This window comes from Paraburkholderia steynii (genome assembly GCF_900100565.1).
GTDB lineage: Bacteria > Pseudomonadota > Gammaproteobacteria > Burkholderiales > Burkholderiaceae > Paraburkholderia > Paraburkholderia terrae.
On the sequence record NZ_FNDI01000064.1, the window covers coordinates 1 to 19,342 of the forward strand.

A 19,342-nucleotide genomic window follows, 5' to 3' on the forward strand; every position below is an offset into this window, starting at 1 on the left:
CCATGAAACGCCAGAAGAAACCAGCACCGGACAGTGAGCGTCCGAAACTGGAACAGCAGGTCGAATCGCTTCGACGCGACGTCCGGCAACTGCAGCTCGAGCACGACATCCTGAAGAAGGCGAACGAACTGATAAAAAAAGGAATGGGCATCGTCCCGCAACTCCTGAGCAACCGGGAGAAAACGATGTGGTTGATGCCCTGAAGAACACCTACACGTTGTCAGAGCTGTTAGCCGTATTGGGACTAGCTCGCAGTTCCTACTTCTATCATCGTGCGCGTCTGCTCGTGGCCGACAAGTATGCTGGCGCTCGTCGAGTCATCGCAGAGATCTTTGAGGTCAATCACCGCTGTTATGGCTATCGTCGGATACGGGCGGCACTGGGCAGGCAGAAAGTCTTTATCTCGGAGAAAGTGGTGCGACGTTTGATGAGGCGGAAGGGCTGACCGCCGCCACCGCCAGACGACGTCGCTACCGTTCCTACGGCGGAGAAATAAGCCCTGCGCCGGAGAACATCATCAAGCGTAACTTCCGCGCAGGAGCTCCGAACGAGAAGTGGCTCACCGACATTACCGAATTCCAGATCCCCGCCGGCAAGGTGTATCTGTCTCCGTTGATCGACTGCTTCGATGGTCTGGTGGTGAGCTGGACAATCGGCACGCGGCCAGATGCCGAACTTGTGAATACCATGCTGGATGCGGCCATTGAGACGGTGGTCAGCAGCGATGAACGGCCTGTGGTTCACTCCGATCGCGGTGCTCACTATCGCTGGCCCGGATGGTTCTCGCGGATGCATGACGCCAAGCTCATTCATTCGATGCCACGCAAAGGATGCTCGCCCGATAATGCGGCCTGCGAAGGCTTCTTCGGGCGGCTCAAGACGGAACTGTTTTATCCTCGTGACTGGCGTGCTACGACCGTTGATCAGTTCATCGAGGTCGTTGGCTCTTACATCCGCTGATACAACGCAAAGCGGATCAAGGTATCACTCGGCTCGCTCAGCCCGATCGAATATCGGGAGAGCCTCGGAATTGTGGCATAAACCAGTCCAAGTTATTAGCCGCCCCCCCTTCAGGTATGCGGCCATTACGATATCTGCTTGACGCAGCATTCGCAAAGGTCGGTTCAACCCCGCGGGATTGGGTCGCAAGTATACTGCTGCGCTCGCTGTTGGGAAGGCCGTGCTTTCAGCATTATGAGTCGCTCGCGCCCGTAGTTTGCATCACAGCCCCTTTTTGCACCAAACCGACCAAGTTTCTGCGGCCATTGTATTGAAATCTGTACAGGATGCTCGAGCATAATCGGTTGCGACCCGCGTTGGCAATGGAACATTCGTACGTCACTTCAGGCGGTCAATGCTCTTGTCATCTCCTGCACGGCGGCCTGCAGTTCAGGAACATAACGTCGGCGTGCCTCAGAAAGCGTTACCGCTCGTGAAAGGAACACGACGTTCAAACTGCCCAGCACGCGCTCGCGCAATACAATCGCAACGGCGACCGCACCGATCTTGCTTTGCGCCGACCAGTCGCCGTGATTGGAGCCGAAACCGTCCGCGCGCACCCGCGTGACCAGGCTTTTGATCAACCTGTCATTCGAGGCGAGTGCTGTCTGTTCTTCTCCGCCCGCTCCGGAGCGCAACAAGTCGAGAATGTCCTCGCGCTCTTCGTCGGGACACATTGCAAAGTAGGCGCGCCCCGCAGCCGTCAGCAGGATTGGCAAGCGGCGGCCCACCATTGAACGGTGAAACGAGAGCGGACTGAAGCGGTGCGTCGTCTCGCGGATGATCATTGCGTCGCCGTCCGGCGTGCTCAGGTCGGATGGCCACGCAACGCGCTGCAGCAACTGGCCCATGATCGGCGGCGCGATCGTCGCAATCCGTTCGTTATCCGTAAAACCTTCACTCAACGAACGAACCTGCAGCGTCAGTCGAAAACTGTCGTCCGACGCGCTGCGTCGCACGAAGCCTTCTTCCATCAACGTCTCCAGCAGGCGCCGCGCGGTGGTGCGATGCAGGCCGGTCAGCTCGCTGATCTGCTGGCTGGTGGCGCGGCCGCTGTCCATGGAATTGAGCGCCTGGAGCACTTGCAAGCCACGCGCGAGACCCCGCACATTCGTATATTTTGTCACAAAAAACCTCAATAAATCAACTATGTGCATTATATGCACATTTTTCACAAATTGTTGAGGGTATCCGGCGCGAGTCCTAGACTGCGAGCAAATCAACAATTCAAGGAGACGCGGGAGGCCGCACCCCATGCGCGACTTTTCGCCATGGCGATACGCAATCGTCCCCGTGCTCTTCCTGCATATTTCACACAAGTCCGCTATCTGATGTGACGGCGCGCTGTGCCGTTCGCGTCAAAGGAGACAGTATGTACACGTCCAATGATCCGGCGACCGGAAGCGGCCGCAGTGAAACCGTTTGCGCCGATGTCGCGATTATCGGCGCCGGTCCCGTCGGTTTGATGATCGCGAATTATCTGGGCTTGCAGGGCGTGCGCGTCGTGCTGCTGGAAAAGCTTGAACAGATCATCGACTATCCGCGCGCCATCGGCCTCGACGACGAGGCGCTGCGCGTGTTCCAGTCCGTCGGCCTGGCCGACGTGCTGTTGCCGCACACCACGCCAGACCACTGGATGCGTTTCGTCACGCACAGCGGGCATTGCTTCGCGTCGATCGAACCGCGCAGCGACGAGTTCGGCTGGTCGCGCCGCAATGCATTCATTCAGCCGCTCGCGGATCGCGTGTTGTACGAAGGGTTGTGCCGCTTCCCGCATGTCCGGGTGCTGTTCGGCACGAACGTGAGCGGGTTCACGCAGGACCAGAGCGGCGTGACGATCGCAGCGGAGGACGAGAAAGGCGGCCGCCGCACGGTGCGCGCGTCGTACATGGTCGGCGCGGACGGTGGCAACAGCTTCGTGCGCCGCATGCTCGACGTGCCGTTCGAGGGGCGGACCAAGCCGAATCAATGGATCGTGGTGGACGTGCGCAACGATCCGATCGGCTCGCCGCATGTGTATATGCATTGCGATCCGCAGCGGCCGTACGTATCGGCGGCGTTGCCGCACGGCATTCGCCGCTTCGAATTCATGGTGATGCCGGGCGAAACCGAAGAGGATCTGTCCAAGCCGGAGAACATGGCCGCGCTGATCCGCAAGGTGGTGGACGATCCGCAGAAGGTGGACTACATCCGCAAGCGCGTCTATACGCACAATGCGCGGCTCGCGAGCCGCTTTCGCGTGGACCGCGTGCTGCTGGCCGGCGACGCCGCGCACATCATGCCGGTCTGGCAAGGGCAGGGCTACAACAGCGGGATTCGCGACGCGAGCAATCTCGGCTGGAAGCTGGCGATGGTGGTCAAGCAGCTCGCCGGCGACGCATTGCTCGACACCTACACGGCGGAGCGCCGCGCGCACGCCCGCTCGATGATCCATCTTTCGGAAGTGGCCGGCGACATCTTCGCGCCGACGAGCCGCTTCGGCATCAAGTTCCGCGACGCCTTCGTGCGCACCTTCAACGTGATCCCCGCCATGAAGCGCTACTTCGTGGAGATGCGTTTCAAGCCGATGCCGCGCTATGAAACGGGCGTCGTATTGCTGGCGGAGCGCAAACGCAAGCACGGTGTGCTGGCTCGCGTGCTGGAGCGCTCCGGCCATTCCGCACCCGGCCGGCTGCTCGGCCTTATGAGCGAGAATCGCGAGTCCCTGCTCGGCCGCCTCGTGTATGGCCGTGATCCGCTGTGTCATTCGCCGGTCGGGCGCATGTTCATTCAGCCGCGTGTGCGGACAGGGGACGGCGGCGTCGCGCGTCTCGACGACGTGCTCGGCAATCGCTTCGCGATCATCGGCTGGGGTTCGGATCCTACGTTCGGGTTGTCGCCGCTCGCGCGCGAAACCTGGCAGCGCCTCGGCGGCTGTTTCGTGCTTGCCAAGCCCGATATCCAGCTCGCTTTTCATGACGACGTGCCTGACGGCGTGATCGCCATTGGCGATGTGCAGGGACGTCTGAAGGAGTGGTTCGCGCGTGTGCCGGAATCCGTGGTGTTGCTGCGGCCCGATCGTTTCGTGGCGGGCATGTGCACGCCGCAGCAGGTGTCGGCGTGCATCGGCGAACTCGCGCTCAAGCTGACATTGAAGACCGGCGAGCGTGCCGCCGCCACGGTCGCGGCGAGCAACCCGGCTGAGGCGTCCGTAAGCGATATCGCCGTGGCGGCGGGAGCCTGACATGCCGATGTTGCTCGAATGTCTTTCCCACACGCCGCTCGCCGGCTATTGCGACCCGGCGCCCGAGATCGTCGCGGAAGTCGGGCGGATTCACGCGGCAGCGCGCGCACGCGTTGCCGCCTTCGACCCACAACTGGTCGTGGTATTCGCGCCGGACCATTACAACGGTTTCTTCTACGACGTGATGCCGCCGTTCTGCATCGGCGCCTCGGCGAGCGCGATCGGCGATTTCGGCAGTCTGGCGGGTCAGCTTGCGGTACCCGCCGGCACCGCGCTCGATCTCGCACAAGCCGCGCTTGCAGCCGATGTCGACGTTGCCGTGTCGTACCGCATGCAGGTCGACCACGGTTGCGCGCAGGCGCTGGAGATTCTTACGGGCGCACTGGATCGTTATGCGGTCGTGCCGGTGTTCATCAACTCGGTTGCGCCGCCCATGGCGTCGTGCCGCCGTGCGCGTTTGCTCGGCGACGCGCTGGGGCGCCACCTCGCGCTGATGAATCAACGCGTGCTGGTGATCGGCTCCGGCGGCATTTCGCACGAACCGCCGGTGCCGGAACTGGCGGGCGCAACGGACGAAGTCGCCGAGCGGCTGATTGCCGGCCGCAATCCGTCGGCGCAAGCGCGGGCGGCGCGCCAGGCTCGCACCGTCGCGGCGGCCCGCGCGTTCGCCGCGGGCGACAGCCGCCTGCATCCGCTCAATCCCGAGTGGGACCGCGCGTTCCTAAGGCTGCTCGAAGAAGGCGAGTTGCCCGCGCTCGACGGCTTCACCGACACAGCGATCACGCGCGACGCCGGCAAGTCCGCGCACGAGGTGCGCACGTGGATTGCCGCGTTCGGCGCGTTGCAGGCGCACGGACCCTATCGCGCGACGCTCGATTACTACCGGCCGATCCCCGAGTGGATTGCGGGCTTCGGCGCGATGCACGCGCGGCCCATTGCCGAAACCGTTTGACGAATCACGGAACCCGCCATGAACCACCAAAGCCATGCTGAAGCGCTAGCCCTGCGGCTGCGCGAATCCGAACGCACGCGTCAGACCATCGCGCCGTTGCGTGACGACGAGCGCTTCGTCCAACTGAACGCAGCCGACGCCGCCGAGTTTGCCTACGCCGTCCAGCAGCTCAACGTCGAAGCGCGCGTAGGCGCCGGCGAGCGCATCATCGGGCGCAAGATCGGCTTGACCTCGCCCGCGGTGCAACGCCAGCTCGGCGTCGTGCAACCGGACTTCGGCGCGCTGTTCGCGTCGATGGCCTATGGCGACAGCCAGCCGATCCCGCTCGGCGAACTGATTCAGCCGAAGGTCGAAGCGGAAATCGCGCTCGTGCTCGAACACGATCTCACGCATGAAAAGCACACCTACGCCGACCTGATTCGCGCGACCGCCTACGCGGTCGCCGCCATCGAGGTCGTGGACAGCCGCGTCGAGGGCTGGAATATCCGCTTTGTCGATACCGTCGCGGACAACGCGTCGAGCGCGCGCTTCGTGCTCGGCAGCCGCCCGGTGCTGCTGCGCGACGTCGATCTGGCGGCGTGCGCGATGACCCTCTCGAACGACGCCGAAGCGCTCTCGCGCGGCAACGGCGCGGCGTGTCTGGGCAATCCGCTGAACGCCGCCGTGTGGCTCGCGGACCGCATGCAGCAGCTCGCCACGCCGCTGCGAGCCGGTGATGTCGTCCTGACCGGCGCGCTCGGTCCAATGGTCGCGGTGACGCAGCCCGGCACTTTCAGCGCGCAGATCGAAGGCCTCGGCAGCGTTCGCGCGACTTTCTCCGCATAAGCATTCACCCGATTGAGGACTGACATGGCAAGCGAAAAACTCAAGGCCGCGATCATCGGCTCCGGCAACATCGGCACCGATCTGATGATCAAGATCATGCGGCACGGCGAGCATCTGGAGGTGGCGGCGATGGTCGGCATCGACGCGGCATCCGACGGTCTCGCGCGCGCCGCGAGGCTGGGCGTCGCGACCACGCACGAAGGCGTGGAAGGGCTGACGCGTCTGCCGGTGTTCAACGACATCGACTTCGTGTTCGACGCGACCTCCGCCGGCGCGCATGTGAAGAACGACGCGTTCCTGCGCGCGCTGAAACCGGACATCCGCCTGATCGACCTGACGCCTGCCGCGATCGGTCCGTATTGCGTGCCGGTCGTGAATCTCGACGCCTATATCGACAGCCGCAACGTCAACATGGTGACGTGCGGCGGTCAGGCAACGATTCCGATGGTGGCCGCGGTCTCGCGCGTGGCGAAGGTGCATTACGCGGAGATCGTCGCGTCGATCAGCAGCAGGTCGGCCGGTCCCGGTACGCGCGCGAATATCGACGAGTTCACCGAAACGACTTCGAAGGCGATCGAAGCGGTGGGCGGCGCGGCCAAAGGCAAAGCGATCATCGTGCTCAATCCGGCCGAGCCGCCGGTGATGATGCGCGACACGGTCTACGTGCTGTCGGATCTCGCCGAGCGGGCGCAAGTGGAAGCCTCGATCGAAGCCATGGCCGCCGCCGTGCATGCGTATGTGCCGGGCTATCGCCTGAAGCAGAAGGTGCAGTTCGACGAGATCGCCGCCGACGCGCCGCTGAACATTCCGGGGCTTGGCCGCTTCAGCGGTTTGAAGACCTCGGTGTTCATCGAGGTGGAAGGCGCGGCGCATTACCTGCCGGCGTATGCGGGCAATCTCGACATCATGACCTCGGCCGCGCTCGCGACCGCGGAGCGCATGGCGCAATCCCTCGTGCAGGCATAAGGAGACGCTTCTCATGGACAAGAAACTGTATATCTCCGACGTGACGCTGCGTGACGGCAGCCACGCGATCCGTCATCAGTATTCGATCGACAACGTGCAGCGGATCGCCCGCGCGCTCGACAAGGCGAAGGTGGACAGCATCGAGGTCGCGCATGGCGACGGCTTGCAAGGCTCGAGTTTCAACTACGGCTTCGGCGCGCATAGCGACCTCGAATGGATCGAGGCGGTCGCGGACGTGGTCGAGCAAGCACAGATCGCCACGCTGCTGTTGCCGGGCATCGGCACGATTCACGATCTGAAGGCGGCGTACCAGGCCGGCGCGCGCATCGTGCGGGTCGCGACGCACTGCACCGAGGCGGACATTTCGAAGCAGCACATCGAATACGCGCGCGAACTCGGCATGGACACTGTCGGCTTCCTGATGATGAGCCATATGACCACGCCGGAGAACCTCGCCGTCGAAGCAAAGAAGATGGAACAGTACGGCGCGACCTGCATCTACGTGGTCGACTCCGGCGGCGCGATGAACATGAACGATGTGCGCGCGCGCTTTCGCGCATTGAAGGCCGCGCTGAAGCCGCAGACGAAGACCGGCATGCACGCGCATCACAACCTGAGCCTCGGCGTCGCGAACTCGCTCGTGGCCGTGGAAGAAGGTTGCGACCGCATCGATGCGAGTCTCGCGGGCATGGGCGCGGGTGCGGGCAATGCGCCGCTGGAAGTGTTCATTGCCGCGGCCGAACGCGCCGGCTGGGACCACGGCACCGATCTCTACACGCTGATGGATGCCGCCGACGATATCGTGCGGCCGCTGCAGGACCGTCCGGTGCGCGTGGACCGTGAAACGCTGGCGCTCGGTTATGCGGGCGTGTATTCGAGCTTCTTGCGGCACGCCGAAGTGGCCGCGGAGAAGTACGGGCTGAAAGTCGTCGACATTCTGGTCGAACTGGGCAAGCGGCGCATGGTCGGCGGGCAGGAAGACATGATCGTCGACGTGGCGCTCGACCTGAAACATGCGGCCAGCGTCTAGCACGTGGTTCAGAAGCCGGGCGGCCGTCCGCGCCGTCCACCCCCACCCCAGCGTTATCGCCGGCAAGAGCGATGCTGAAAACACATTGGAGACTTATTATGCTGCGATCAACCAACACTCGCACCACCGGTGCCGTCACGATCGGCCTCTGCCTGATCGTCGCGTTAGTGGAAGGGCTGGATCTGCAATCGACCGGCGTCGCCGCGCCGCGCATGGCCCGCGAATTCCATCTCGCGGTCGCCCAGATGGGGTGGGCATTCAGCATCGGCGCGCTCGGCCTGCTGCCGGGCGCCGCGATCGGCGGACGGCTCGCCGACAAGCTCGGCCGCAAGCGCGTGCTGATGCTGTCGGTCGCGCTGTTCGGCATCTTCTCGATCGCCACGACGCAGGTCTGGGACTTGAACAGTTTGCTGGCCGCGCGCTTTCTCACCGGCCTAGGTCTTGGCGCCGCGATGCCGAACCTGATCGCGTTGTGTTCGGAAGCGGCGTCGCCGGAGCAACGCAACAGGGCAGTGGGCGCGATGTATTGCGGCATGCCGTTCGGTGCGGCGCTCGCGGCGGTGATCGGCATCGTCAGTCCGGGCGATGCGAGCTGGCGGCATATCTTTTACGTGGGCGGCGTGGGACCGCTGCTGGTGCTGCCATTGCTGGCGCTCTACATGCGCGAGTCGGCGCATTTCGTCGCCGCGCGCCCGGCAGCGGGCGGCGCGCGCGGGATGGGCGGGGCGCCGTCCGGCGTCGCGCAGGCCTTGTGGAAGGAAGGGCGAGCCGGTACGACCGTCGCGTTGTGGATCAGCTATCTGGGCACCTTGATCGTCCTGTACTTCCTGATCAACTGGCTGCCGTCGCTGGTGTTGAGCCGTGGGCTCTCGCGCGTGCAATCCAGCGTCGTGCAGATGATGTTCAACATCGGCGGCGGCATCGGGGCGATCGTGATCACGAGCCTGATGGATCGCATCGGCAAGCGGCGCACCGTGACCGGCATGTATCTGGGTATCGCCGCGGCATTGGCGGCGCTCGTCGCCGCGAACGGCGGCGTGTCCATGGCGTGCGGCGGCTTGCTCGCAGGGCTGTTTCTCGTCGGCGGACAGTCGGTGTTGTATGCGCTCGCGAGCAGCATCTATCCGACCCACGTGCGTGGCACCGGCGTGGGCGCGGCGGTGGCGGTAGGGCGCATGGGCTCGATTCTCGGACCTTTGATCGCGGGGCAGTTGCTGGCGATCGGGCAGAGTGCGTCCGTGCTGCTGAGCGCGAGCATTCCGTTCATCGCCGTCGCGGCGATCGCGGCGTGGCTCGTGGTGGACAAGTCCGCGCCGGCATATGCGCCGGCTACCGCGCAATAGCGCAATGGCGCAATGGCGCAACCGTCGCATAGCGCTATCGAATCCGGATCGCGCGCGGCCGCGTAGCGTGCGCGCCCAACCAACTCTCTTCAGACAAAGGAAAAGCACCATGACCTCGAATGTATCGGCCATCACCGAAGCATCGACCAGCAAATTCGTGCGCATCAAGGAAGGCGATCGCGACGTGCAGTTGCACTACAACGATGCCGGACAGGGCGCCGAAACCGTGGTGATGCTGCACGGCTCGGGCCCCGGCGCGAGCGGCTGGGCGAACTTCAACCGCAATGTCGAGCCGCTCGTCGCCGCGGGCTACCGGGTCATCCTGATGGATTGCCTGGGCTGGAGCAAAAGCGATCCGGTGGTGTGCGACGGCTCGCGTTCCGAACTCAACGCGCGTTCGTTGCAAGGCCTGCTCGACGCGCTCGACATTGAACGCGTGCACATCATCGGTAACTCGATGGGCGGCCATAGCGCCGTGGCATTCGCGCTCGCCAATCCGCGGCGTGTCGGCAAACTGGTGCTGATGGGCGGCGGCACCGGCGGCCCGAGCCAGTTCGTGCCGATGCCGACGGAAGGCATCAAGCTGCTGCAAGGCCTGTATCGCGAACCGACGATTGAAAACCTGAAGCGGATGATGAACGTGTTCGTGTTCGACGCCCAGGCATTGACCGACGATCTGATGCAGGCGCGGCTCGACAATATGCTCGCGCGTCGTGATCACCTGGAAAACTTCGTGAAGAGTCTCGCGGCCAATCCGAAGCAGTTCAACGACTTCGGTCCGCGCCTGGGCGAAATTGCGGCGCCGACGCTGGTGATCTGGGGGCGCGACGATCGCTTCGTGCCGATGGATGTGGGTTTGCGTCTGGTTGCCGGCATGCAGAATGCCGAGATGCATATTTTCAGCCGCTGCGGGCACTGGGCGCAGTGGGAGCATGCGGAGAAATTCAACCGCATAGTGGCAGACTTTCTGGTGCATTGACGTTTGATGCTGCATTGCCTTGATCGCGCGCTATTCATACATAGTCGACCGTCGCATGAACTGCGCGCTGTACTTACTTAGAAAACAGCCCAAAATCCCTGGGCCTGTGTCCAACTTTTTGGCCGAAGATCGAAACGGACATTTCAGAATAGCTTTGACACACAACACAATGAAACTCGCTCGATTTAGCGCCAACGGCCGCATCATGGTTCGCGTGATCGAAGCTGATAAGGTCTACGAAATCAACATGCCTCGGCGGCGATGTCCCATGGCGATCCGCCAGGTTCAGGCTGCAGATTCGTCCATGCAGTCCAAAATCGAGAAGTCGCTTGTAACAGCGAAGGGGCGTATGGTATTAGGGGAATTCAATTCAAGGCTCCGATTCCAGACGCCAGAGATACTTGGTTATAGCGGCATGAACTATCAGGACCATGCAGGCGAGACCCGTGCAGCTGACATCCCAATTCGGAAAACGCACCTTTAGTTCAACAGACAAGTCACGTTCATTGCGTGAGCCTATGCCGATGTTCACCAGCCGCGTGTGTCCGACAAGCTTGACCACGAGGTTAAGCTGGGTGTCGTCATCGGCAGGCAGTGCCGCTATATGAAAGAGGCTGATCCGCGGGGTGTTGTCGCTGGCTACTTTGCCGAGAAGTACAGATCGGTGGGTTGGTCAGCTCCGAGTTGATCGGATGGATTCGCATCGCGACGGGGCGAGCGGACCTCGGCCTGTATGCACTTTATTGCGCAATGTTGCTCGGCAGACTTCTGCTGTTGCAAGTGTTGCCCAAGCGCGCGCCCTAGTTGCTCGACATTCCCGTCACTGTGGTCCGATTCCCGAGAGCGAAATCATGATCCTGCAGTTCCAGCGTCATGCTAACGGAGGCGATGTGGCGGCGCTTGTGCTCGACAATGGTTTCAATACGGCCACGGGCACGCTCAATCAAGGCGCCGGAATCTGGGCGCGAGGCGCACGTTGGAATCTCTACGCAATGTGGTACGTCTATCATAGGACGTCAGTATGATTCCGTGGTCATCCATTCTGCAATGGATAATTCGCTCGGAACGTACGAGAACGCGTCCACTCAGGTACGATCGGTTCGGCGATGTAGCGAGTCTGTGCGTCTACGCGGCGACCACGGCAGGTTGACGATGGGGACGCCTGACGGCGAATGCCGCCTCGACAGCCAGCATGTGACGAAATGTCTGGGCGGTGCGCGTCTGCCAGACGGTGTGCCCTCAGGCAGCGGGCGGACAATGGATCAAGCCTTGCGCAATCTTGTATCGCTTGGCTCGCTATTCGTCGATGTTTCAAGTCGAATATTCGGTCACGCCCCGCTGACTGCGCTCATTTATGGGCGCTGCTTGCCGCTCGGCGCGCGAGCTGTGCGTCTTTACCGATTGTCTCCATCGTGTCGAGCAGCTTACGCATCTTCTTGGGATCGGTGCCAAGCATCCGGATCGCGCGAGCTTGTTCTGGTGGCATGAAGACTTCGACAGATTTTTTCCTTATAGCAGTGAGCAACGTTTCTGCAACGAATTCAGGCGTGACGACATCGGAGACGAACGCGAGTGACGATGCGTCGTCCTGCGCTTCCTGTTCGAGCATTGGTGTCTCAGTTGATGTTGGATGCACAATCGTAAAGTGGATGGGAGTGTGGCGTTCCTCAAGCGCGAGAGCATGGTGGAATGCGCGCAACGCCTGCTTTGAAGCTCCATAGCTAGCGATGCCCGGAAAAGGAAGAAATGCGGTCATACTGCAAACTGTGACAATATGGCCATAGCCTTGTTCGCGGAAGCGGCGCAACACCGCAAGTGTGCCGGTCACCGGACCCATAAAATTCGTCTCAATTGTGCGCTGGTGGTGTTCGAGCGGTACATCGCGCGCATAGCCAGTGAAGACAATCGCAGCATTATTTACGAGCACATCAAGGCGACCAAAGCGTTTTATGGTCGCGTCCAATACTTTCTCCCACTGCGCTGAGGATCGGATGTCGAGATTGACAGCGGCTGCATTTTCGCCCAATGACTCAGCAATTTTGCGAGCGCCTTCGATATTTACGTCGGCGAGCATGACCTGATGGCCGAGCGATACGGCCAATCTCGCGCTAGCAGCGCCAATACCACTCGCGGCTCCCGTGAGCAGGATAACCTGCTGCTTTCGACTCTTCATGTTTTGCTCCTGCTCGTACAATTACAAATTAGTAAAACAGCATCCGCAGTGGGGCCATGCATCAGTTGGCGACAGGCGTGAAACGGTAGGGATGGACGCCTTCTACGTCGACTTCGCACGCCAGTAGGGTGCCCTTCTGAATGACTTCGTCAAGCTCCGCTGACAAGGACGTGACGAATAGTGTGTTTCCGTGGATGCCGCCTAGACAGGGCATTGTCGTCCCGATAACGGGCATCTGCAGGCTGAGCAATAGCTCGCCTTGAGGGGAAATCTGATTGATTCTTCCCTTAAATATCCCTGCGCTCCAGTAGTTGCCGGCGATGTCGATTGTTGCGCCGTCAGGCCAACCGTAGTCTTCTGTATCCAGCGTGACGAAATCGCGTTCGTTGGAGATTGCGCCGCTATATGGGTCGAAGTCGAAAGCCTTGACTGACGGACTCAAGCCGTCTGCGTGATACATCGTTCCGCCATCGGGACTCCACGCCAACCCATTGGGCACGAAAAGCCCGTCGCGGACGCGGGTGTATTGGCCAGACGGCTCGATCCGATACAGCGCACCGGAGATTTGTGTGCTGTTCTCATCCATGCTCCCAACCCAGAAGCATCCATCCGGACCGACCTTGCCGTCGTTTAAACGGTTACCGGGGCGGTCAGCCTCCGGGTTCACGAGAAAGTCGAGCGCGCCGGTGAACGGATTGAACAGGTGCACCCCGGTTTTCAAAGCGACAACAAGCCGTTTATCGGTAGTTAAGCCAACGCTGCCAATGGGGGCAGGCATTTCAAATCGGTCTAATGTCCGCTTGACAGGCTCAAACGAGTAGATCGCATGCGCGGTAATATCAACGAACCAGAGCAGGCCGCGATCGCTATCCCACAGAGGGCACTCGCCGAGTTCGAGCGGGACATCAGTACAAGAGGAAACGTGATATTCATGAACAGCCATTGTGGAACCCCAGTGAAATTGACCCTGTTGACTCAGGATGGGAGTTGCTGAGTAGCTCCCTTTGTAATATGGGCGGTGGCTCCCCGGAGGGCAAACCAGACGAAGGGCGACGCGGCTGCAATGCAAATACACAGCACATAGGCAAAGTGCGAGGCGCCATAGCGATCAAAGAGCGAACCGGCTACTGCGGTACCGAGCCCCGCACCGATGAAAGTAATAACGACAGTGCGAGCCACCAGTGATCCGTCCGGGTCGACTTCGGACAGTAGGCCGGTCAGGAACGGAATGACTACAAAGAACGCCGCGTTCAAAAAGAGCTGACTGAGAAAATAGGACCAGGTGTCTGTTGAGCCGAAAAACCAGACAATGCTTCCGATCATCGTCAGTTGCGCCGTCCAGATGATTTTCAATCGATGTGGATGACTCGCGCGTTGCGAAGGGATGACTGCACCCGCGAAGCCGAGCAATGATGAGACAGATAGCAGAATGCCCACGGTTGAGCTTGGAAGTCCAGCATGCGCGCCTACAATTCCTACTACAGCCCATTGTGAGGATTGCACACCGTAGATCAGCACGGTCACGATCCAGATGGTGACGACCAGCTTCAAAGGAACTTTTTTTGGTAAGCGCGAGCCAGAGCCAGCGGTAGGGGAGCCCACTACCGCAGCAAAATTCCCTATGCTGCCCACAAGCGGCGACATTACGATGACCAGAATAGCCAACAGGAGAAACAGCCAGCGGCCCAGCCACACCTCTGGTAGATAGGAAATCGCCACGAGAATGCCGCCGTTTATGCCACCTGCGATCAGATTGATTTGCCCCCATAGGCTATCGGACGAAGCCCGCTGCGAGATGCTTGAGGCGACTACCACGAACAGCACGCCTTCGAAGAGACCTGTGAAGCCACGAGCTGCGCTCATCAGCAAAACGGAAGGGGCAAGGGCGCTAGACACCTGGCCGGCGATGACGCCTAATACCGCGACCGTCGTGAATGACCTCGCGGTGCGCGATATCCAGCGTGGAAACAATGCGCAGCTGAGCGCAATGCCGAGGATCTCGATGCCCGCAATCTGTGTTGCGGTACCTTCCTCAAGATGGAAGCGAAGCATGACAGCTGCGACGAGAAATGGCGTGAGAATCATGCCGTTGGTTGCAGCAGCATAGGCAAATGCTAGCCGAACTACGGCGGTGCCAGATAGTTCCGGTCGCATTGCCCGGGATACATCCAGTGCGGGAGAATTCATGGTGTGCCCTAGGTCATCAAGTACTGACGGTCTGTTTGATGCAAGTGCGAAGCTATTTTCCTAGCATCAACCTGACGACGAACCGTGTCATCCTGCCGTAGGGGGCAGCAATGCGGTCGGACATATTGAACCGGCTCAGTTTCATTACGCCGCGGGCTTGCGACAGACGAACAAAGCCGTCACGTCCGTGGTACGCGCCCATTCCGCTTTCGCCAACGCCGCCAAACGGGAGGTCTTCCTGTGTGGCATGCAGCATGGTCCCGTTGATCGTAACGCCGCCAGAGCGAGTTCGGGCTAGTAGGGACTCGACATCGGTGGAACGGATCGAGAAACAGTAGAGCGCGAGTGGCTTTGGTCTACGATTAATGAATGCAATAGCGTCGTCCAGGGTGTCGTATGGAATCACCGGCAGCAAGGGACCAAAGATTTCCTCCTGCATCACTGCTGATTCGGCGGAAATGCCTGTGATCACAGTCGGCGGGATCTTGCGCTCCGCGATCGCACCCGCGCCAGATAATTGACGGATGGTCGCGCCGCGTTCGCGGGCTTCCTGAATCATACACATGAGCCGATTGCAGTGTTGGTCCGACACAATCGAGGTGTAGTTGCGATTGCCGGCGATTGACGGGTATAGCTCCTGCGCGACGTCAAGTATCGTTTCGGCAAAGGTATCGACCAATTCACGCGGGACCAGCATGTAATCGGGAGCCACACAGGTCTGCCCGGCATTAAAGAATTTTCCGATTGCTACGATTCGTGCGGCCTTTTTGAGCGGGTAGCCCCGGCAAAGTACTACGGGCGATTTTCCGCCCAGCTCCAAAGTCACTGGTGTGAGGTTTGGCGCGGCAGCGGCCATCACGTGTTTGCCTACGCGCGTCGAGCCGGTGAATAGCAAATGATCGAAAGGCAACGCGCAGAAATTCGCTGCGATTTCGGGGCCGCCTGTAACAACGGTAACCTGGTCAGCGGAGAAAGTGGCGGCGATCAGCTTTTGTAACAACGCCGCGGTCCGTGGCGTCAGTTCGGACGGTTTGACCATTACGCAGTTGCCGGCCGCGAGCGCCTCGGTGAGTGGCGCCAGCGTTAGCGTCAGCGGGTAGTTCCAAGGGGCGAGAATGCCCACGACGCCCAGTGGCTGGTAGAGGATCTGTGCGCTCGCGGGTCTGAACGCGATGCCAACCTTGCGTCTTTCTGGACGCATCCAGGATTTCAAATGTTTCCGCACGTGTTTGATTCCGTTGAGTATGGGCATCAGTTCGCCTAGTTCCGTCTCCTCTTTTGCACGGTTACCGAAATCGGAGGAAATAGCTTGCACCAGTTCGTGCCGGTGAGTTTTCACCATGTTGGCTAGTGCGTCGAGAGCCGCTACCCGTTGCTCGAAGGACGGTGAGCCGATACGCGCGACGGCTGCGCGTTGTTGCTCGAAAAGCGAGTGCATCTCACCTTTTGATTGCGTGGCGATCGCTGGGTCCAGTGAGGCATTCATACTAGTCGCTCCTTCGATGATTGGGCGGGACGTTGTGTAGCACTGTCCAGCCCGAACAGCGAACGTAGATAGGGTGTTAAAAACCGGCCGCGTGGATCCATTCTTTCGCGCAACGACAGGAAATCGTCCCATCTCGGATAGATTTTTGCGAAGTCCTTCGCCGTCAATGAATGTACTTTCCCCCAATGCGGCCTTCCTCCGTGATTCAGGCAGATAGCCTGTACGCCATCAAAGTATTGTGCGAATGGCATGCCACGGTACTGATGCGCGGAGATATGAACGCTGTCCCGACCGTAGTTGGGGCTGAGCCAGATATCGTCGCCGCGAACCCAACGGTACTCAAGTGGGAACATCAAAGGAATGTTCTTACGCGAGATAAACGCGCGGATTTCACGAAGGGCATCGGGACCGCGCTCAGCGGGAACCGCCCACTCCATCTCGTTGAAGCGTACCCGTCTAACCGTCGACAGCATTGAATGGCTGGCGGCAACGTGCTGGCCAGATGAAATCATCGAGGCGCAAAGGCTGCTGATGGACGGACAGAGTGAAGGTACCCGCTTGCCGGTCTTGCATAGCAGACCGAACACCGCGTTCTCCAACACGGTCTCTGTTATGTACCGTTTCCAACCGGTTGCCTGAGCGGGCTCGTCGGTCGCGTTCCACACCTTCGTTAGCATGGCGGTCGTGTGTGGCAGCCAGTACAGTTCAAAGGAACGATGTTTTCTGCTCATGGAGTCTGCTCTGGCGAGACACTCGTCGAAATCCATTTTCCCGCGCTCGAGTCTCAGGTTGAAGGAGGGGACAAGATTCAGTCCGACCTCAGTCAGTACCCCGAGAGCGCCAAGGCCAATTCGACCACCCTCGAACAGGTCCGGATTCTCCTCAGGGGAAGCACGTACTTCGTTGCCGTCCGCGGTCATGAACGTCAGGCTGGCAACCTGAGTGGCAAGATTGCCGAACATGATTCCTGTGCCGTGTGTGCCGGTGCTAATGGCTCCAGCGATCGACTGCACGTTTATATCGCCAAGATTTTCCATGGCGAACCCGTGTTCGGCCAGTGCCGATCCAAGGGCGGCGAGTCGCGTTCCGGCATGAACACGGACGACTCGTTTGGTATGGTCGACGTCGATGATGCCTTGTATGTTGTCTAGAGAGAGAATAACCCCGTCCGTCTGAACCAGCGGCGCAAACGAATGTCCGGCGCCCACCACTCTCAGTGGCGTATCAGCCTGTAATGCTCCGCGCAGGATACGAGCGATTTCGTGCAGCGAAGCCGGCGCTGACAGCGTCGCGCTCGGACTGCTGACGTATCCCGACCAGTTTTTCCACATGTCCAATGTCCCCTTTTTTTGCGCTGTGTGAAGTCAGAGAAAGCTTTTCCCGTCGCCGCGATAAGTCGTTACGCGGTCGACGATGTGTCCGTCTTTAATAAGAAGTAGTTCGTTAAAGCGCTCACACAGCTCCCCCGCCTTGGCGTGCCGGAACAGCATCGGATCGCCGATCCCGAACGCAACGGAGTCCGGATGGCAGACGGGCGTCTGGACCTCACCTGCGGCTTCCTCATCAATCAGCGTGCATCCCGCAGGGAGCCACGGTTGTGGAAGGCGACTTTTCCCCGCGGGGCCGGACGCGATGTATCCACCCCCGGCACAGGTAATGACGTTTCTTTTTGGAGTACGCGTGACCGGTAGCGCGAATCCGGCCGCAGGCGCCGCCTTGAACGCTGCGTAGTGGTCAAATAGCGTGGGAACATAAAGTCCAGAACCTGCGGCGAGTTCCGTCACCGAGGTGTCGATACGAGTACTTTCGAAACTGCCTGTTCCGCCTCCGTTGACGAAACGCAAACAGTGTCCGGCCCCGGTCAGCGCTTTCACGACGTTTTCACGACGCGCGGTAACTTCGCGGATCGATCTGCGCTTCAGGTAACGGATAATGGCGCTCCTGACCGCTTCGCCGGGCACAGCATCCATCAGCCCGGCGATTTGTCCTTCATAGCCCATTAGACCGTCGAGACGAACGCCTGAGCGGCAGGAGATTTCGTTGGCAAGCGCAAGCGCAGTCGTCACATTGCGTACGGGCGATCTGTGCACGCCGAAGTAGATGCCGGGAAAGCTGGATGACATATCCAGATCAATCGACAACGGAAAAACGACTCCTTCTGCCTTGGCAAGTGTGTCGATTATGCTGACCTGTTCGATGCAATCGACCATCAACGTGATCGAGCGTCCCTCTCGTAACTGGGCGGCGACTGCGTGAAGGTGCGCAGGTTCAACAGATGGATAGGCGACGACGATGTCGTCGAAGCCTTCGCTGGCCAGCCACGCCGCCTCAGCCGGTGAATAGCAGAGCAGACCCTGCATGAATGGGGCTGCGGTAAATATGGAGCGAATCATCGACATCGACCGCACCGATTTCGTTACCAGACGGACGGGCAGTCCTGCCGCACGAATTTTGAGCGCTTCAAGATTGGCAGAAAAGCTGTCGAGGTCGACAAAGGCGGCGGGCAGTGTTTGCCCAGCAAGGGCGGCGCGATAATACGCGTAGTCGCGGACTGGCTGATGGGGGACGACCGGGTTGACGACACAACTCATAGACTGTTCCAAAGGATTTGCGGGGCGATCGGTTACGCAGCGTCTCAAATCGGAGGCAGAACACGCGCCAGTGATGAATCGTATCGACCGAGTTTTGTTGAGCCAAGGGCGAATAAAGTCAACGGATGGGTCTAATCCGGCCAGCGTTCGTTGGTGAACGTTGGCCTGAAGCGACCCGAAATTGGCACCAACTGTGATCCCGGCGACATAGGCGAGCGTGTAGCCTTACAAGCGTTAACAAAATGAGTTCTGCAGTTTTCGCCAGCAGATGATGCAGCAGGCGATTTTCATGAAGGCTTCGTGGATAAATGCAAGGCGTTCGAAGCGGATGCGCAGTCGTCGAAAGTTGTGAAGCCATGAGATGGTGCGCTCGACAACCCAGCGTGTTTTGCCCAGTCCGCTACCGTGCGGCTCGCCGCGTCGGGCGATTTCAGTGACGATGCCGGCGGCGTGAAGCGGACGGCGGTATTTGTCGTGATCGTAGCCCCGATCTCCCTGAACAATGCGGGGCTTCGAAAGCGGGCGACCGCGCTTGCCAGCAATGGGCGGGATGGCATCGACCAGTGCGTGAAGCTGCGTAACATCGTT

16 protein-coding genes and 3 pseudogenes are annotated in these 19,342 nt (G+C 60.3%); 11 read left to right on the forward strand and 8 right to left on the reverse strand.

The genetic code is table 11. The features are described from left to right. Positions 1-1,041: pseudogene (locus BLT65_RS45580) on the forward strand (IS3 family transposase); the annotation flags it as partial. Positions 1,042-1,343: 302 nt separating this feature from the next. Here BLT65_RS45580 and BLT65_RS45585 read toward each other — a convergent pair. Then, entirely contained in the window at positions 1,344-2,126 is a 783-nt protein-coding gene (locus BLT65_RS45585; protein ID WP_091790628.1) for a DNA-binding transcriptional regulator, read from the reverse strand. A gap of 245 nt (positions 2,127-2,371) precedes the next feature. On the opposite strand from BLT65_RS45585, the gene BLT65_RS45590 reads away from it, so the two are divergent. The 10 genes and pseudogenes from BLT65_RS45590 to BLT65_RS48345 form a co-directional block, all read left to right on the forward strand. Next, entirely contained in the window at positions 2,372-4,222 is a 1,851-nt protein-coding gene (locus BLT65_RS45590) for a bifunctional 3-(3-hydroxy-phenyl)propionate/3-hydroxycinnamic acid hydroxylase (protein WP_091790629.1), read from the forward strand. A gap of 1 nt (position 4,223) precedes the next feature. After that, entirely contained in the window at positions 4,224-5,174 is a 951-nt protein-coding gene (locus tag BLT65_RS45595; protein WP_091790630.1) for a 3-carboxyethylcatechol 2,3-dioxygenase, read from the forward strand. An 18-nt stretch (positions 5,175-5,192) separates the two neighbouring features. Further along, positions 5,193-5,999: a fumarylacetoacetate hydrolase family protein gene (locus BLT65_RS45600; protein ID WP_091790631.1), complete on the forward strand. Its 807-nt coding sequence runs from the start codon at positions 5,193-5,195 to the stop codon at positions 5,997-5,999. Positions 6,000-6,023: 24 nt separating this feature from the next. Beyond that, positions 6,024-6,965 carry an acetaldehyde dehydrogenase (acetylating) gene (locus BLT65_RS45605; protein ID WP_091790632.1) on the forward strand — a complete coding sequence of 314 codons (942 nt, stop codon included), beginning with the start codon at positions 6,024-6,026 and terminating at the stop codon, positions 6,963-6,965. Positions 6,966-6,978: 13 nt separating this feature from the next. After that, positions 6,979-7,995 carry a 4-hydroxy-2-oxovalerate aldolase gene (gene dmpG, locus BLT65_RS45610; protein ID WP_091790633.1) on the forward strand — a complete coding sequence of 339 codons (1,017 nt, stop codon included), beginning with the start codon at positions 6,979-6,981 and terminating at the stop codon, positions 7,993-7,995. 98 nt (positions 7,996-8,093) lie between these two features. Further along, positions 8,094-9,338 carry a 3-(3-hydroxy-phenyl)propionate transporter MhpT gene (gene mhpT / locus BLT65_RS45615; protein WP_091790634.1) on the forward strand — a complete coding sequence of 415 codons (1,245 nt, stop codon included), beginning with the start codon at positions 8,094-8,096 and terminating at the stop codon, positions 9,336-9,338. 109 nt (positions 9,339-9,447) lie between these two features. Beyond that, positions 9,448-10,317, forward strand: a complete 870-nt coding sequence (locus BLT65_RS45620) for an alpha/beta fold hydrolase (protein WP_091790635.1) — start codon at positions 9,448-9,450, stop codon at positions 10,315-10,317. A gap of 55 nt (positions 10,318-10,372) precedes the next feature. Then, the gene (locus BLT65_RS45625) at positions 10,373-10,801 is read left to right on the forward strand and encodes a hypothetical protein (protein WP_143036727.1); all 429 of its coding nucleotides are present in this window, start codon (positions 10,373-10,375) and stop codon (positions 10,799-10,801) included. 48 nt (positions 10,802-10,849) lie between these two features. Beyond that, positions 10,850-11,005: pseudogene (locus BLT65_RS48875) on the forward strand (fumarylacetoacetate hydrolase family protein); the annotation flags it as partial. 467 nt (positions 11,006-11,472) lie between these two features. Beyond that, positions 11,473-11,652, forward strand: a pseudogene (locus tag BLT65_RS48345) (N-acetylglucosamine-6-phosphate deacetylase); the annotation flags it as partial. A gap of 13 nt (positions 11,653-11,665) precedes the next feature. Here BLT65_RS48345 and BLT65_RS45635 read toward each other — a convergent pair. From BLT65_RS45635 to BLT65_RS45665, 7 genes are all read right to left on the reverse strand, one after another. After that, positions 11,666-12,490 carry an SDR family NAD(P)-dependent oxidoreductase gene (locus tag BLT65_RS45635; RefSeq protein ID WP_091790638.1) on the reverse strand — a complete coding sequence of 275 codons (825 nt, stop codon included), beginning with the start codon at positions 12,488-12,490 and terminating at the stop codon, positions 11,666-11,668. 61 nt (positions 12,491-12,551) lie between these two features. Further along, a complete protein-coding gene (locus BLT65_RS45640) occupies positions 12,552-13,433 on the reverse strand; it encodes an SMP-30/gluconolactonase/LRE family protein (protein WP_091790639.1) in 882 nt (293 codons plus the stop codon). 32 nt (positions 13,434-13,465) lie between these two features. Further along, positions 13,466-14,677 carry an MFS transporter gene (locus BLT65_RS45645; RefSeq protein WP_208545913.1) on the reverse strand — a complete coding sequence of 404 codons (1,212 nt, stop codon included), beginning with the start codon at positions 14,675-14,677 and terminating at the stop codon, positions 13,466-13,468. 52 nt (positions 14,678-14,729) lie between these two features. Next, entirely contained in the window at positions 14,730-16,163 is a 1,434-nt protein-coding gene (locus tag BLT65_RS45650; protein ID WP_091790641.1) for a coniferyl aldehyde dehydrogenase, read from the reverse strand. Next, positions 16,160-17,494, reverse strand: a complete 1,335-nt coding sequence (locus BLT65_RS45655; RefSeq protein WP_091790642.1) for a D-arabinono-1,4-lactone oxidase — start codon at positions 17,492-17,494, stop codon at positions 16,160-16,162. The genes BLT65_RS45650 and BLT65_RS45655 overlap by 4 nt, the downstream gene beginning before the upstream one ends. A 33-nt stretch (positions 17,495-17,527) precedes the next feature. Then, the gene (locus BLT65_RS45660; protein ID WP_091790643.1) at positions 17,528-18,754 is read right to left on the reverse strand and encodes an amino acid deaminase/aldolase; all 1,227 of its coding nucleotides are present in this window, start codon (positions 18,752-18,754) and stop codon (positions 17,528-17,530) included. Between the two features lie 234 nt (positions 18,755-18,988). Then, the coding region (locus tag BLT65_RS45665; protein WP_143036728.1) for a transposase at positions 18,989-19,342 on the reverse strand (354 nt) is incomplete at its 5' end.

What these genes read in the sequence shown, in the direction of transcription:
- BLT65_RS45590 (WP_091790629.1), top strand. Translation starts at nt 2,372, where the DNA reads ATGTACACGTCCAATGATCCGGCGACCGGAAGCGGCCGCAGTGAAACC.
- BLT65_RS45595 (WP_091790630.1), top strand. Translation starts at nt 4,224, where the DNA reads ATGCCGATGTTGCTCGAATGTCTTTCCCACACGCCGCTCGCCGGCTAT.
- BLT65_RS45600 (WP_091790631.1), top strand. Translation starts at nt 5,193, where the DNA reads ATGAACCACCAAAGCCATGCTGAAGCGCTAGCCCTGCGGCTGCGCGAA.
- BLT65_RS45605 (WP_091790632.1), top strand. Translation starts at nt 6,024, where the DNA reads ATGGCAAGCGAAAAACTCAAGGCCGCGATCATCGGCTCCGGCAACATC.
- dmpG (WP_091790633.1), top strand. Translation starts at nt 6,979, where the DNA reads ATGGACAAGAAACTGTATATCTCCGACGTGACGCTGCGTGACGGCAGC.
- mhpT (WP_091790634.1), top strand. Translation starts at nt 8,094, where the DNA reads ATGCTGCGATCAACCAACACTCGCACCACCGGTGCCGTCACGATCGGC.
- BLT65_RS45620 (WP_091790635.1), top strand. Translation starts at nt 9,448, where the DNA reads ATGACCTCGAATGTATCGGCCATCACCGAAGCATCGACCAGCAAATTC.
- BLT65_RS45625 (WP_143036727.1), top strand. Translation starts at nt 10,373, where the DNA reads ATGAACTGCGCGCTGTACTTACTTAGAAAACAGCCCAAAATCCCTGGG.
- BLT65_RS45635 (WP_091790638.1), bottom strand. Translation starts at nt 12,490, where the DNA reads ATGAAGAGTCGAAAGCAGCAGGTTATCCTGCTCACGGGAGCCGCGAGT.
- BLT65_RS45640 (WP_091790639.1), bottom strand. Translation starts at nt 13,433, where the DNA reads ATGGCTGTTCATGAATATCACGTTTCCTCTTGTACTGATGTCCCGCTC.
- BLT65_RS45645 (WP_208545913.1), bottom strand. Translation starts at nt 14,677, where the DNA reads ATGAATTCTCCCGCACTGGATGTATCCCGGGCAATGCGACCGGAACTA.
- BLT65_RS45650 (WP_091790641.1), bottom strand. Translation starts at nt 16,163, where the DNA reads ATGAATGCCTCACTGGACCCAGCGATCGCCACGCAATCAAAAGGTGAG.
- BLT65_RS45655 (WP_091790642.1), bottom strand. Translation starts at nt 17,494, where the DNA reads ATGTGGAAAAACTGGTCGGGATACGTCAGCAGTCCGAGCGCGACGCTG.
- BLT65_RS45660 (WP_091790643.1), bottom strand. Translation starts at nt 18,754, where the DNA reads ATGAGTTGTGTCGTCAACCCGGTCGTCCCCCATCAGCCAGTCCGCGAC.